The organism is Streptococcus suis, from assembly GCF_019856455.1.
GTDB classification, from domain to species: Bacteria; Bacillota; Bacilli; order Lactobacillales; family Streptococcaceae; genus Streptococcus; species Streptococcus suis_AE.
In genome coordinates this window covers 1,008,885-1,022,519 of record NZ_CP082205.1, presented here as the reverse complement: position 1 = coordinate 1,022,519, position 13,635 = coordinate 1,008,885, and the positions used below count along the sequence as shown (strand labels likewise).

At 38.2% G+C, this 13,635-nt stretch carries 14 protein-coding genes; 6 read left to right on the top strand and 8 right to left on the bottom strand.

Annotation, left to right across the window (positions count from 1 at the left end; all coding sequences use genetic code 11):
• Nucleotides 1–44 precede the first annotated feature (44 nt).
• The 6 genes from K6969_RS05060 to K6969_RS05035 all read right to left on the bottom strand — a co-directional run bounded on the left by K6969_RS05060 (nt 45) and on the right by K6969_RS05035 (nt 5,492).
• Entirely contained in the window at nt 45–227 is a 183-nt protein-coding gene (locus tag K6969_RS05060; RefSeq protein WP_024388637.1) for a DUF6900 domain-containing protein, read from the bottom strand.
• Between the two features lie 88 nt (nt 228–315).
• Complete coding sequence (locus K6969_RS05055) at nt 316–543, bottom strand: hypothetical protein (protein WP_171942525.1); 228 nt, start codon at nt 541–543, stop codon at nt 316–318.
• Nucleotides 544–728: 185 nt separating this feature from the next.
• The gene (locus K6969_RS05050) at nt 729–1,232 is read right to left on the bottom strand and encodes a hypothetical protein (protein WP_000361943.1); all 504 of its coding nucleotides are present in this window, start codon (nt 1,230–1,232) and stop codon (nt 729–731) included.
• On the bottom strand, nt 1,225–2,601 hold the full coding sequence (locus tag K6969_RS05045) for a DEAD/DEAH box helicase (RefSeq protein ID WP_171942524.1): 1,377 nt from the start codon (nt 2,599–2,601) through the stop codon (nt 1,225–1,227). The genes K6969_RS05050 and K6969_RS05045 overlap by 8 nt, the downstream gene beginning before the upstream one ends.
• Entirely contained in the window at nt 2,582–2,863 is a 282-nt protein-coding gene (locus tag K6969_RS05040; protein ID WP_029185055.1) for a VRR-NUC domain-containing protein, read from the bottom strand. The genes K6969_RS05045 and K6969_RS05040 overlap by 20 nt, the downstream gene beginning before the upstream one ends.
• 346 nt (nt 2,864–3,209) lie before the next feature.
• Complete coding sequence (locus tag K6969_RS05035; protein WP_029185054.1) at nt 3,210–5,492, bottom strand: phage/plasmid primase, P4 family; 2,283 nt, start codon at nt 5,490–5,492, stop codon at nt 3,210–3,212.
• A gap of 308 nt (nt 5,493–5,800) precedes the next feature.
• Here K6969_RS05035 and K6969_RS05030 point away from each other — a divergent pair, with 308 nt between their 5' ends.
• The 5 genes from K6969_RS05030 to K6969_RS05010 all read left to right on the top strand — a co-directional run bounded on the left by K6969_RS05030 (nt 5,801) and on the right by K6969_RS05010 (nt 10,090).
• Entirely contained in the window at nt 5,801–5,935 is a 135-nt protein-coding gene (locus tag K6969_RS05030) for a hypothetical protein (protein ID WP_015057839.1), read from the top strand.
• Complete coding sequence (locus tag K6969_RS05025; RefSeq protein WP_171942523.1) at nt 5,910–6,233, top strand: hypothetical protein; 324 nt, start codon at nt 5,910–5,912, stop codon at nt 6,231–6,233. Before K6969_RS05030 ends, K6969_RS05025 begins: the two co-directional genes overlap by 26 nt.
• Nucleotides 6,226–7,347, top strand: a complete 1,122-nt coding sequence (locus tag K6969_RS05020) for a DUF2800 domain-containing protein (RefSeq protein WP_171942522.1) — start codon at nt 6,226–6,228, stop codon at nt 7,345–7,347. Before K6969_RS05025 ends, K6969_RS05020 begins: the two co-directional genes overlap by 8 nt.
• 4 nt (nt 7,348–7,351) lie before the next feature.
• A complete protein-coding gene (locus tag K6969_RS05015) occupies nt 7,352–7,900 on the top strand; it encodes a DUF2815 family protein (RefSeq protein WP_171942521.1) in 549 nt (182 codons plus the stop codon).
• Nucleotides 7,901–8,134: 234 nt separating this feature from the next.
• Nucleotides 8,135–10,090: a DNA polymerase gene (locus K6969_RS05010; RefSeq protein WP_171942519.1), complete on the top strand. Its 1,956-nt coding sequence runs from the start codon at nt 8,135–8,137 to the stop codon at nt 10,088–10,090.
• Between the two features lie 43 nt (nt 10,091–10,133).
• On the opposite strand, the gene K6969_RS05005 is transcribed toward K6969_RS05010, so the two are convergent.
• Nucleotides 10,134–10,739 (bottom strand): hypothetical protein, encoded by a 606-nt coding sequence (locus K6969_RS05005; protein WP_171942518.1) that lies wholly within the window; start codon nt 10,737–10,739, stop codon nt 10,134–10,136.
• Between the two features lie 411 nt (nt 10,740–11,150).
• Between K6969_RS05005 and K6969_RS05000 the strand changes: the two genes are divergently transcribed.
• Complete coding sequence (locus K6969_RS05000) at nt 11,151–12,332, top strand: hypothetical protein (protein ID WP_171942517.1); 1,182 nt, start codon at nt 11,151–11,153, stop codon at nt 12,330–12,332.
• On the opposite strand, the gene K6969_RS04995 is transcribed toward K6969_RS05000, so the two are convergent.
• A complete protein-coding gene (locus K6969_RS04995; protein WP_171942516.1) occupies nt 12,333–13,622 on the bottom strand; it encodes an LlaJI family restriction endonuclease in 1,290 nt (429 codons plus the stop codon).
• Nucleotides 13,623–13,635: the final 13 nt, after the last annotated feature.

Below are 13,635 nucleotides of genomic sequence, written 5' to 3'. Positions count from 1 at the left end.
TCCTCCACGCAAAAAGCCCAACCTTTATGAGGCTAGGCTTTACTTTATTTTACTGATTTTTGGCCTGCTTCGTAGGCTCTCTCCAATGCTCTTTTGATACCCCATACCGAAACATCGTAGAAGTCTAGATTGTCGCTCCAACGTTTTTCCAAGGTTTCTACAAAAAGTTCTTCCTTTGCAATTTCTGTTAAAAGGGCATTGAGTTTTTCTTGTTGGCGTTTTGTCATTGTATTATTCTCCTCTTCTTTTGTTGTGTACATATTAACTCTAAAAAGGAGATATAGCCAGTCTTTTATGCATTAATTTATAGATATTTTAAACAGTTAAAATTAACAAAACCGCCTCAAGAATGGCTTCACGTTCTTCTGTTTCAGGATAGAGTTCCCATCCTCTGTCGTAAGAAACGATTGTTTCTTCAGCTACTTCAATATCTAATTTGAAAACACATCCAAGGTCAATTCCAACTTCTGAAGGTTGGGGACTAACCTTGGCAATGTAATCCACTTTTTGTCCTTGATAATCAATCCGTCCGTCAGTCCACATGGTTATTCTCCTTTGGTTTTTCTAGGTGTATATTACCCTATCAGCCAAAGAATATCCAGTCATTTGAGGGAGATTTTTATCTTTTTTGACATCTTAAGTATATCACAGGTCTAGGTTGAAAATCAGTACTAAACCAGTACAAATTTAGTGCTAATTTAGTACCAATTTAGTGCATTCAACCATCACTAGATAGGGATGTGATAATCTTCCACCTTAAGTTCAAGACTTTTTGAAGTCCAACGATAACACTTGCGTAATTGTTTTAGAATCTTACGCCTACGATAAGCAAGTGTTGAATGACTGATTTCATAAATCTCTTCTAGTTCAGTCCAACTCTTGCCTAAGTAAATTAAATCCTTGGCTAATGGCTTCAAATCCTCAGGTATTAGCTCCATAACGAACTCAAAGTAGTAAAGATCCATTTTTAAGCAGTAGTAGGTATTAAGCAAACTACTGAGGTACTCTTGATTTTCTTGTTCTTGTTTTTCTCTAAAACTAAGAGAAATCAGCTCACTACGACCATGGTTTTTACTTTTCTTGACCTTTTCATGCTCTGACTTCTCAAATACCAGTGACTGAATCACACTATTCTCTGAGATAGGTCGATAGTTGAGCAATTTCTCCTGAACTAAATGTAACTTCATTTTCATGTCACGATAGTTTTTAGCTATATATTCCACCTTATCCATCTGTTCCTCCTACTTGTGCTTTAACAGCTTCAATCAGCCGTTCTTGTTTTGCATCTTTGTTTTCTAGTGCCTTGAGAATTTCCTCATCAATCGTTCCTTCAGTCACAATGTGTTGAATAACAACTGTCTCAGCCTCCTGGCCTTGACGCCAAAGTCGTGAATTTGTTTGTTGGTATAGTTCCAACGACCACGTTAAACCAAACCAGACCAAGTGGTGACCGCCTTTTTGAAGATTCAACCCATGACCTGCTCCAGCTGGATGAAGTAAGCCAACTGGTACATTACCCTTATTCCATTCACGAATATCTTCTTCTGTTTTCAATACCCGACTCTTTACCTTGAGTTTTTCTAAACGACCCATAATCCGAGCCAAGTCATGTTTGAACCAATAGGCAACTAAAACAGGCTCCCCATTTGCGGATTCAAGGATATCTTCAAGGGCATCTAGTTTCTGTTCATGAAGTGACACGACTGTATGATCATCAGAATATACAGCACCATTAGATAACTGAACTAACTTGTTCGTAAGGCTTGCAGCATTGGTAGCAGTTACTTCTAATCCATCCAACTCTGACAATACATACTCTTTCTTAAACTGACTGTACCTTTCTTTCTCCTTTTCTGACATACGCACTAGTTTCTTGGTTGAAATCAAATCAGGCATATCCAGATAGTCTAAGGCTTTCATAGAAATGGTAATATCACTAATCTTGTCTTGAATTTGACACTCCGCATAGTCCATGGGGATGTATTCATAGACAATATTGCCATTGCGACGACCTTCTTCAAAGTAGCGACTACGAAACTCACCGATGAAGCGACCAAGACGTTCTCCTCCGTCAATGACTTTAAACTCTGCGAACAAGTCCATTAGACCATTTGAGCTTGGTGTTCCAGTCAACCCAACAATACGTTTCATGTAAGGACGCATTACCATAAAGGCTTTGAAACGTTTGGACTGCCATGACTTGAAAGAACTCAATTCATCAATCACTACCATATCCCACTTGAAGTAGGGACTACATTGTTCTACCAACCAAGGAAGGTTTTCACGATTGACGATATAGATATCCGCATCTTTCTGAAGAGCTACTTTTCGTTGCTTGGGGGTTCCCACAATTTTCGAATACCGTAAGTGACGCAACTCAGCCCATTGCTCAATCTCATCACTCCAGACAGTATTTGCGACGCGCAGTGGGGCAATAACCAAAACCTTTGTGACTTCAAATCGGTCAAACATCAATTCATTCACTGCAGACAAGGTTGTTGCCGTCTTTCCCATCCCCATGTCTAATATGACTGCTGCATAAGGGTGACCTATGATGAAGTCCTTGGCGACTACCTGATAGTTATGTAATGTCAATTTCATCTAGCACTTCTCCAATCATCTCAATGCGGTCAATCACATAAACCTTGAAACCTAACCGTGCGAACAGTTTATGCCTTGACACTTGTAACTCCCTTGGCTTTTGGTCAGGAGACTTCACTTCCACCAAGCCAAACTTGCCCTTGGGTAAAAACACTAGCCTGTCTGGTACACCAGAAAAAGATGGCGATACCCATTTAGGACAAATCCCTCCACGCTTTTTCACTTCACTCACTAACTTCTGTTCTACAATTTTTTCTCGCATAATAAATCCTCTCGTCAAAACATCGCCAAGGAAAAAGTGTATCTCACGATAGTCAGTTACATTACTTTCCTATATCTCTTTTATCTTTTTTATTTTTTCTTATATCTAAGTTATAGAAAAGACCTACTAAACCTGCACTTTAAATCTTCCTATGGCAACTTTTGTATGTGACATTCTCGACATGCACTTTTTAACTCCAGTGAAAGTCGTGACAGTTTTGTATAAACTTTTCTCTTCACTAAAAACATCAACTTTCAGCTACTCTGATAATCACTCTGTGACTTAACTATCACGACATGCACTAACACCTCCTATTGCTAGAGGCAACTTGCACTGATTTACACTGTTAATCAAGGAAATCATCATCTAATTTCAACTGTAAACCTTTCACTATAACACCTTTGTTTGTTCTTTTTTTGGTGAAACCAGCATTCGCAAGAGCTGTGTAAAAATCCGTTGTGCTGCGCGTGTACTCATTGATACCAGCACAATAAGCTCGATAAGCTGAGTAAAGTTCTCCTGATTTCTCAGTTAATTGGTCGCCGATTTCACAACAATCACCAAGAAACTGACCCATCCAATCATTAGCTTCTCGATAGGCAGACACAGATTGAGCAACAACCTTTGGCAGAGTTAACTTGAAATTGGCATTGATTGCTTTCTCTGCACCTTCAATAATCCATGACATAATTGCCTCGGATGCTTCCTCGTACAGGTAGTCCGCAAAGTTTTTGATATCTGACCGACCTGTGATTTTGGCATTAAAAGGAATGACAATCAGACGTCTCCAAATCCCATCATCGTTCGCACCTACTTTTGGTAGATGGTTGGTGTAAAGAACTAGCGTGTGTGATGGCACAAAATGAAATGGTGCCTTGTACTTCTTCTCAGCTAAGATTTCATCTGTCGAACAAAGTTGTTTAACCATTGAAGTGTTCAACCGCATTCCCTCACTCATCTCAGATGCAATAATAAGACGTTTTCCTTTTAACTCTGCCATTTCAGGGCTAACATTTCGTCGGACACTCATGGTTAGAGCATCTGCCGATAATTTGCCTGAGTAGTTGCCCAGCACTCGTGCAATGGTATTCCAAAAGGTAGACTTGCCGTTTGCCCCACTGCCGTAAGCGATAATAAGGTGCTCTTGGTAAACCTTACCGATAGCAGCCATACCCACCACCATCTGAACGTAGTCGATTAGTTCTTGATTACCACAAAAGAAAGTTGCTAGAGTCTCTAGCCACAAGCCTTTTCCCTTATCGCTTGGCGAAGCTGTTGCCATCTTCGTGATATAGTCAGTTGAATCATGATCTTTTACACCAGCTAAGCCCTGGGATAAGTTAATGGTGGCTTTAGGAGTATTGAGCAACATTTCATTGTTATCAAACTCAGACACACTCATCCGAACCATGTGTTTAGCGGTTTTAACGATAGCTGAGAGATGGCGATAATCACGATATTTCATGACAAATTTATGGAAGTCAAATGCTTTCTTGTACTCCTTAAAGGCTGATAATTGACTTGGTCCATCAAGGGCTTTTTCAATGGCTTTAACCCCCTTAAAAATCAGTTCCTCTGAAATACCTGTTTGGATGAGCCGTTTTGTCTTATCCTCTAGGTTGGCATCTGCCACTGCTAGTTGCTCATCCAAGAAAACATGAACCTGTCGCATGGCCAATTGCTCATCCTCCACCCAGTGTTTCCCATTGAAAGCAAGATAGTCAGTCTCACGAGTAAAAGCAATTCGGTCTCCATATTCACGAGCTAACAGTCCTGCTTCACCAATATCGGTATAGTCATCAGGTCGCATGGCTTCTCGGTTATAGGCCTCAGGTGATACATAATCTTGTGACTGCTTAATGGTTCGATTGTAAAATCGGACTGCACTTCCCCAGATGGAATCTAACTCTGCTATATCAAGTGGTGGTACACATTTCTGTGCCTGCTCATCAAAACCATCCCTAGCTTCTTGGGTCACGCCTAACCGTTTGACAATCTTAGCTGCAAATACTGACATCGTTGAATTACGACTTCCTTGCTGGATTGGTCCACTGGAAGGAGTATAGAAGTCTGCATCGAAATCTTCCTCGTCATCAATAGACACAGCTTGAAACAAATCTTCATCAATAGTTAGCCATGAATCATGCCATATAACCTGTGCATTGGGATTTCCAAAGAAGAACCTTGCCGCATCCTTGGCATTATCATCAAAAAACTTGTATTGATTACAAAGTTCTTCCTTCATTGCTACATAGATGTCTTTATCTGTTACCTCATTAATTTGGAAGTAGATATGAAACTTGGGTCTAGGTGCTTTTCCTGCCTTAGTCTGCATGTGACTACGGCTTGTCACCAAAGCGAAGTTATAATCCGCAAAGATTTCTTTTAATCGCTCTACAGTTATCCACTCATCTGAATTTTCAGAATGGTCATTATCAATATCCATGACCAAAACGTCCGACTGGATGAAATTGGTATTTGAGCGTGTATTGTTTAAAAACAGCCCTGCCACATGGTCGAATTGCGCAACAGTTTGTAGCGATATTTCATCTGTAACAGTTACTTGATTGGGATAAACCGTGGTTGTCTGAACCCCAGTCTGTCCAGAATGAGATAAGGTAAATTGCATTATGCACCCTCCAAATGTAATTAATGATGTGTGGAGATTTTTCCCTCCTACCTTATTAGGTAGAACTACGGCTCATTTTTCCGCACCTTAATAAAATTTTTTTCAAAAAAAATAATCTTCCTTTATATAGCTAGAGGAAGATTATTTTCATGTTTACCAAATAAAAAAAATTTTATAAAAAAGCGGAAAATTACATCCTAGTATTACCTATATAGGTGTAAGGGATGAAAAACATCGATTCAAAAAATTTTTAATAAAAACCGGAATTTTTGTTCACATCTCTACCTAATAAGATAGGAGGTCACAAAATGACTCAAGAAATAACTGTGAATCACAATGATGAACTGGTCGATACACTTACCGCCATCAGCGTCATCTCAAAGCAACTCGCTCGTAAAATAAAGGAGGAAGAAATCAATGAGCAAAATGAAAGAACTGAATAGACTAATTCATGATATGGAAGAAACCGCAAAGTACTACCTTCGCTTGGTGGATGAGTTCAAGAAACTCCTCACTACTGAGGAGGAAACAGTACCTAAATCAAATCCACCAAAAAATGAACCACAAAAGGAAATTCAATTGGAGGATGTCCGTGCAGTCCTTGCTACAAAGGCAAAAGATGGCTTTAAGAATGAGGTTCGTTCTCTGCTAAATGCCTACGGTGCTTCTTCTCTATCAGCTCTTGACCCTAAACACTTTGCGGCAGTCCTTGAAGAAGCTGGAGGGATTGGTAATGACTAACCACGCCATTCTATCCGCATCTGCATCACATCGTTGGTTGAACTGTCCACCTTCCGTTCGATTAACAGAAGATATGCCAGATGTAAACTCTGAGTTTGCCCTTGAAGGTACGGATGCTCACGAGCTATGTGCTTATCTTGTCGAGAAAGCTCTGGGAAGGAATGCGCGTGACCCGACTGAGGATTTAGCATATTACAACGAGGAAATGCAGTATTGCGCAGAAGAATATCGCAACTATGTCATGGAACAAGTCGAGAAAGCTAGAGGTTACTCTCGTGACCCTACAGTTCTTGTCGAACAACGACTGGACTTTTCCAAGTGGGTACCTGAGGGTTTTGGAACTGGGGATTGCATCATCGTGGCTGACGGATTACTTCAGGTTATCGACTATAAGCACGGTCTTGGTGTTCTGGTTGATGCAGACTATAACCCACAAATGATGTGTTATGCCCTAGGTGCTCTTGAGATGTTTGATGGGCTTTATGATTTTGATAAAGTCACCATGACCATCTTTCAACCACGAAAACATAACATATCTACCTTTGAGATAGAAAAGACTGAGTTGATTGAATGGGCAGAAAACGAACTCGCTCCAAAAGCTGAACTTGCATTCAAAGGTGAGGGGGATATGCAGTCTGGTAAACACTGCCAATTCTGTAAACTAAAGAATATCTGTCGCAAACGTTCGGAGGATAATTTGGCTCTTGCCAAGATGGAGTTTGCGAATCCAGCTACTCTTGATAACGAGGACATTGCAGAGATTTTGCCTAAACTGGACTTGCTAGTTTCGTGGGCAAATGATGTCAAAGCCTATGCTTTGAAAGAAGCTACCGAAGGACATCACATCCCAGGATACAAACTGGTTGAAGGTCGCTCTATTCGTAAATTCTCAGATGAGTCAGCCGTGAGTCAAGCTGTGATGGATGCTGGCTATGACCCTTACGAAAAGAAACTCTTGACTATCACTGCCATGACCAAACTCCTCGGCAAGAAAACCTTTAACGACCTACTTGGTGGTCTCGTAATAAAACCAAGTGGTAAACCAACACTCGTTCCAATTGACGATAGCCGTCAAGAGATGAACCTAGCAAAACATGAATTTAAAGAGGATTAACTATATGACAACTAAAGTAATTACAGGACCAAACACGCGCTTCAGCTACTTAAATGCCAATGAGCCAAAGTCAATTAACGGTAGCACTCCCAAGTACAGTGCCTCACTCATCATCCCAAAAGAGGATACAATCACTATTAACAAAATCAAGTCTGCTATTGAACAAGCTTACAAAGAAGGTGAGTCAAAACTCAAAGGCAACGGTAAATCTGTACCTGCATTATCTACTCTGAAAACTCCACTTCGTGACGGTGATCTTGAACGCCCGGATGATGAAGCATACAAAAATGCTTACTTTGTAAATGCCAACTCTCCACACAAACCTGGGGTGGTTGACGGCAATCGTCAAGAAATCATTGATACTTCAGAATTGTACTCTGGTATCTACGGTCGTGCTTCTATTACCTTCTATGCTTTCAATTCTAATGGCAACAAAGGGATTGCTTGCGGTTTGAATAACTTGCAAAAATTGCGTGATGGTGAACCCCTCGGAGGACGCACTCGTGCTGAGGATGATTTTGCGACAGAAGAAGATGATGACTTTTTGAACTAGAAATGGAGAATTAGATTGATGATGTATACTATTTTAACTTGTACAATTATGGGACTCTGGGTGCTTATCGGACTATACTTCGGCTATATGACCATTAGAGATGACATTCGAAATGAAATGGAACGAAAGGCAAAGCTAAACAAAGAAAAACTTAGCCAAACACCGCTCAGTCGAAAAAACAAATAGAACTTTAGGTGGCAGTACTTCTGTCACCTTTTTCAGAAAGGACGTACTATGCCAATTAGAGAACTCAGCATTGACATCGAAACTTATTGTGAAATTGACTTACGAAAATCTGGTGTCTATCGCTATGCGGAGGATAACAGTTTTGAAATCCTTTTGTTTGCGGTATCTGTCGATAATGGACCAGTAACTGTTTACGACTTAACTAAGGAGAAGTTACCACAAGATATTCTTGAAGCTTTAGTAGACGATAGAGTCATCAAATGGGCATTCAACGCTTCATTTGAGCGAATTTGTCTATCAAACTGGCTCAAGAAATATCACCCCGAATTGTTATCAGATGAATTTTTATCTCCAGTTTCATGGAGATGTAGCATGATTTGGTCAGCCTATTTAGGATTTCCACTCTCCCTTGAGGGAGTTGGAACAGTCCTCAAACTCAAAGACCAAAAGATGAGAGAGGGTGCTGACCTCATTCGCTACTTCTGCGTACCTTGTAAGCCTACTAAGGTCAATGGAGGGCGAGTTCGAAACTTTGCTCATCACGCGCCTGACAAGTGGTCTACCTTCATCGATTACAACAGACGTGATGTTGAGGTCGAATTGGCTATCAAGGAACGACTGAAAAACTTCCCAGTACCTGATTTTGTTTGGGATGAGTACCTCCAGGATCAGATTATCAATGACCATGGTATTGGCATTGATGTTGACTTTGTAAAAGCCGCTATAAAAATAGACAGTGAGAGCAAAGCCAAGATTCAAGAAGAGTTAAAAGTATTAACTGGCCTTGAAAATCCCAACTCTGTTCTGCAGATGATTGACTGGCTACGTGAACATGGTGTAACTACAGATTCTCTAGACAAAAAAGCTGTGAAAGAATTACTCCAAACAGTTGATGAAAAAACAGCTCAAGTTCTTAAACTTCGTCAGCAAGCTGCCAAATCAAGTGTGTCTAAATACCAGGCCATGATGAACTGTGTGTGTAAGGATGATCGAGCAAGGGGAATGTTTCAATTTTACGGAGCTAACCGTACAGGTCGATGGGCTGGTCGCTTAGTGCAACTTCAGAACTTACCACAGAATCACCTTCGTGACCTAGAGGAAGCTAGAGAACTTTTCAGAACAGCTGACCTAGAAGCTACTGAGCCACTCTACGATACTCAGGATACCTTATCGCAACTTATCCGTACTGCTTTCATTCCAAGTGAAGGAATGAAATTCATTGTTTGCGACTTTTCAGCAATCGAAGCTCGTGTCCTGTCCCACTTGGCAGGGGAGAGATGGCGTAGTAAGGTATTTGAACAAGGGAAAGACATCTACTGTATGTCCGCTTCTCAGATGTTTGGAGTACCAGTTGAAAAACATGGACAAAATTCTGAATTGAGACAAAAAGGGAAAATTGCGGAGCTTGCTTGTGGCTATGGTGGTTCAGTCGGTGCACTCAAAGCCATGGGTGCGCTTGATATGGGACTAACTGAGGAAGAACTCCAACCACTAGTAAACTCATGGCGACTAGCTAATCCGAATATCGTTCTCTTATGGTGGGATGTGGACAGGGCGGTTAAGACTGCTGTAAAGGACCTAATTCCAACATCTATTCACGGTATACAATTTGAAGTTAAAAGTGGCATTTTGTTCATCACTCTTCCTTCTGGTCGTAAATTATCATATATCAAACCAAGAATTAGCGAGAACCAGTTCGGTGGAGAGTCCGTCACTTACGAAGGGACTGGAACTGCCAAACGTTGGGAGAGGCTAGAAAGTTATGGTCCCAAATTTGTGGAGAACATTGTCCAAGCTATCAGTAGAGACATTCTTGCTTACTCTTTGAAGCAACTAAAAGAGTTTAAAATTGTAGGACATGTACATGATGAAGTTATTATAGAATCCCCAATGGAACAAAAACTTGATGAGATTGCATCGTTGATGGGAATTGCACCAGACTGGATATCTGATATTAACCTTCGTGCCGACGGATACGAATGCTTATTCTATCAGAAAGATTAGCAAAAAATCGCCACCTCAAAAATATTGAGATGGCGATTTTAAATTATTGATTAAGTTCTTTATATACCTCCTTTGCGAGTGCATGTGCTTTCTTGATTGCATCATAACCTTGGGTCTTTTTCAGACCAAGTTTTTCAATGATCTCTTGTTTGCTAATTGTGACATCTTGGTAAATTAGCTTTAGGATTTTACCGTACTTTTCATTACGTTGATAAACAACATCAATCAATTCTTCTAGTGTTACAATAAGCATCAGTTTCTCCTCGTGAGAAGGAATTCCGGTTGGGTCATATCCCATTTTATTCTCATTATTCATATTTTCCATCATCTCTTCCAAAGATAAAACATCTGAATCTCTTTTAAATTGATTTAGATAGATATTGACATCCTTGTAATATATCTTCAAAGCGTTGTCAAAATGTTCAAGTTTGACTGGAGCATAAGCAACTGGTACTCTTGAACCGTTTTTCATACGAGCAGTTTTCATATTTGAACGATTAATACCCATCGCTTTAATCATATCGTTATTCATTACCACGATTGGAACAAGAACTTCCCCTTCTTCACAAGGAATATCATTGTAGGGTTTCTCATCACGATAGCTTTCTGGAGTGTATTTTGAATTAGTATTTTTATCATTTGTTGTCATATCTTGACTCCTTTTCTCTGACAAGCAAAGAAAAAGAGTACGACAAACCAATATTTAGTTTTATTTTTGACCTCATATGCTTTTCCTTTGCGGTTTATACATAATTAGTCAACTTGCCATTTGAGATGACTGTATCCAAACTAACATTAATGGCTTAGTTACAGTTGTAACAATGTAGCCTAGATACCTCAAGTGCTATTGTTAATAGCTAAACATTCATGCTAAACAACATCGTCATGTCATTTCATAAATATTTCTTGATATATATATTCTCTATCAATTCATGCTATTTTAGTAGATATCAAAAATACCAATGATAAAAAATTTTTATCATTGGTATTTTGCTTGTTATAAGTGATATAATAGATATTGTCATAGAGTTTTATTAAATTACCAATTACGGAGGACAAAATGAGTAGTGAAAAAAGTTACTTAGGAGAATTTACATTTACAAATGAAGCTGTATCTTCTGAATTTGAATCACTAATAGATGAAGTGTCTGGATTAAAGACAGAACGCTTAGTGATAAAATCAATTAATCTTCCTTACATTGAAATGGGCTATAGTCCTGGTGAAGGGTTAAAAATAATCACTTGGAACAGACGAAAGAATAACCCACTTGGTGAGTTTCTAGGACTCGACTTAAATAACTTATCCGAATTAAAAAACTTTATTGACAAATACGGTTTCATCTATCCTATATCACAAGAAAAATATTGTCCGGTGGATATTGAAGAGCTACACTCGATTCAAGAGCGCTTAAAAGCATTTATTAATTTGATAAACAATCAAAACAAATCACAAATAAAATACCGAGAATTATTTGACTCAACACTTTATCTCCTTTTAAGAAAATATTCTACAACAGCTTATAAGAAGTCTAAGTTTTTACCTACAAACTCCGATCTTCAAAATCAACTCGATGCAGCAATTACTCCACTAACAAAAGATCATAATGCTGTAAAAACTGTATCAGTAGAAGGGCAAATTCAATCAAAACTTTCAAGATATTCAGAATCATTGAATAAAACGGTTGAATTTGATTTGCTAGAAGCTCAGCAAATTATGCAGGACGAAAATACACCTCACTGGTGTAAAAGAATTTTCAATTTATTTTATAGTCTTGATAACCTTGTTTTAACTGATGAATTAAATAAAAAAATTGATTTCTTATTCGGTTGCATATATATACTGAATCCGTTCTATTCAGAACAAGTTAAAATAAAAAATACTTTCTCAACGGCAATTTACGTAGAAATAGAAGCACAACATCACTTTACTGAATATCTTCTAGAAGTATCAAAAATAACTATTCGTGAGGAATTTGAGAGAATGCTTGAGGACATACACTTTACATATAACACAGATACTATGGCACCCGATTGGAAGTTACCCTCATTGATTAGTGCACTATACTTCTCAATCTATTATAAAAATTCTAAAAATATCATTTATAGAGTATGTCAAAATGATTATTGTAAGCAGTATTTCGAGGTATCCAGTACCAATAGTACCAAACGACATTGTTCTGATAACTGTAGAGATAGTAAGAATGCTAGAATTATGCGACAACGAAAAAAACGAAGGAGTTAATTATTTCCCTCGTTTTTTTTCAATACTTTTTAATATTGTATTAGATAGATTCTCGATTTCGATATTGTTTGGTCTTACTGCATTACTAATTAGATGCTTAACATCAACCAAAATTCCTTGTACTCTTTCATACGTTTCAGTAGAATTTTTCCAATCTGCAACGGATTCACCAATGGAATAGTAAGTACTCTTACTCACATCATTGAATGGTTTACTTCTAGAATTATAGGGCATCAAAAATGCATTATATACTGCCATTCCCTGTTTTCTTTCAGATTCAAACTTAGCATTTGTTTGTATATACTCTCCGTATGAAATCTGCTTATTGATTGAAGTTGATGTAGGTAAATGATTTGGATTTAAAGTATCACCAAATTTATAGTATTTCGCATCAAGCACATAAATATCATGATTTTTTTTCATCACAGTATCTGGTTCAATAGCTTTGTTGGTCTTTTCTACTCCAATGTCAAGTAACCATTTTGTTCGTGGGAAATAATACTCTTTATTCTCGTTTCCAAAAGTAGCTTCAATTAGGCGTTCCCAAATATACTCAAATCTGTTGGTTCCAAAATAAAATTCTTCTGGCTCATCATCCTGATTTGTAAAATTTAGGATATCATGCATAGCTGAAAATAATTGCTTATCCCTATCCTTAGTAGCAACTAACATCATATTATGTATATATGATTTATAAACTTCTAAGTCTCTAGTTCTATGTGGCTTTAGTACATCTGGCATTCTATATAACCAACCAATTTTTACGTAACTCTCATAAACGCAATACTGACTAATTTCTGTAATCAATTGCTTGTCTGTCTCACTATGTTGGCGTACCACATATTGTGGATAAACAATCCCATTTTTGGTTACTATCGGCTCAACCTTTTTTCTGGTCTTATTCCAAGAAACTGCTCCAGACTGCCCCAGTTTAAACTCATCTTCAATCATTTTATAGTATCCACTATTTAAATAATCAGAAATTACTCTTATATAAGCTTGAGCTGGAAACCTGACAGTTTTTAACAACTGTTCTGGTGTAATTGATGCAACCTGAGACTGTTCATCATTATAATCCTGAAGCACCGATAATAATTGTATTATTTCATTTCTAACTAAAGTTTCATCTTTAGATATTTCAAATCCTAAAGGAAAATAGATAGTCAAATTATGTTTTTCATCTACAATTTCTGACCTAATACCGACAAATGTATCACCTTCCTTATTGGTCGCATTTTTACAATATTCATAAAGAGGCTTATCTATTTGTAAGTCTTCAAAATTACCCATTCTATGCTCCCTA